This window comes from Planomonospora algeriensis, from assembly GCF_977012225.1.
This window is the reverse complement of the sequence record NZ_CDRNDK010000897.1, coordinates 1-1,166: the sequence shown is the minus strand read 5'-3', so window position 1 is coordinate 1,166 and position 1,166 is coordinate 1. Positions and strand designations below refer to the sequence as shown.

Annotated in this window: 1 protein-coding gene; it reads left to right on the top strand. The window is 69.0% G+C overall.

What is annotated here, in order from left to right; genetic code table 11:
- Window positions 1-68: 68 nt before the first annotated feature.
- Entirely contained in the window at window positions 69-1,136 is a 1,068-nt protein-coding gene (locus tag ACWJ6R_RS36730; protein ID WP_449066609.1) for an IS630 family transposase, read from the top strand.
- The last annotated feature ends 30 nt before the right edge of the window (window positions 1,137-1,166 follow it).

Genomic DNA, 1,166 nt, shown 5'->3' with positions numbered 1-1,166 from the left:
TACTGATCTTGAAGTGCTGAGGTGAGCACGCCAGGTGTATCCGCGCCCACCCGGGGATCACCTTTGGTATGAGATATCCGGATAGCGGTGGTTTCACCGCCGAGGAACGCGCCCAGCGGGAGCGGCTCCGCCTGTACGCATGCGATCTGTTCGCCAACGGGTTCGCGCCCGCGCAGGTGGCCAGGATCCTGCGGGTCAGCGAGAAGTCGGCCTACGCCTGGCGCAAGACATGGCGGACCGGCGGCCGGGCGGCCCTGGCCTCCACGGGGGCCGGCGGAGCGGTCTGCAAACTCGATGACGCCCAGCTGGCCCGGCTGGACGCCGAACTGCGGCGCGGCCCGGCCGCCCACGGCTGGAGCGATCAACGCTGGACCCTGGCGCGGATCGCGCGGCTGATCGGTGAGCTGTTCGGGGTGTCGTACACCCTGCGCGGGCTGGACTACCTGCTGCACCGCCTCGGCTGGAGCGTGCAGGTGCCGGCGCATCGGGCGATCGAGCGCGATGAGGAGCGGATCGCGGCGTGGGTGGCGCAGGTCTGGCCGCGGATCTGCGCCGAGGCCGCCGAGCGCCGCGCCTGGATCGCCTTCGAGGACGAGTCCGGCCAGAGCCTGCGCCCGCCCAAGGGCCGGACCTGGGCGCCGGTCGGGGCGACGCCGGTGGTCAAGGTCTCGGGCAGGGGATCGGGGAGGGTCTCGATCGCCGGGCTGATCTGCGTGCGGCCCGGGGAGCGCACCCGGCTGCTGTACCGGGTCATGGTCTTCCATGACCGCAAAGGCGAGCCGAAGGGCTTCGACGTGCCGGACTTCACCCGGTTGCTGCAGGCCGCCCACCGCCTGCTGAACGCTCCGCTGGTGGTGGTCTGGGACAACCTCGGGCGGCACAAGAACCCGGCGATGCGCGCCTTCATCACCGGTCACGACTGGTTGAGCACCTACCTGCTGCCGACCTACGCACCGGAGCTGAATCCGGCCGAGGGCGTGTGGGCCAACATGAAGGGCAAGATCTGCAACCTGGCCGTCGACGGTGTCGACGCGCTGGCCGTACTGCTGAAAAGTCATCTCAAACCGATGCAGTACCGGCCTGACCTGCTGAACGGCTTCGTCGCCGAGACCGGTCTGGTCCTCCAGCCGGTCTGATCAACACACCTCAGCCTTTCAACATCAGTA

Excerpts from the sequence above, each read along its gene's own strand:
- ACWJ6R_RS36730 (WP_449066609.1), top strand. The coding sequence starts at position 69 with ATGAGATATCCGGATAGCGGTGGTTTCACCGCCGAGGAACGCGCCCAG.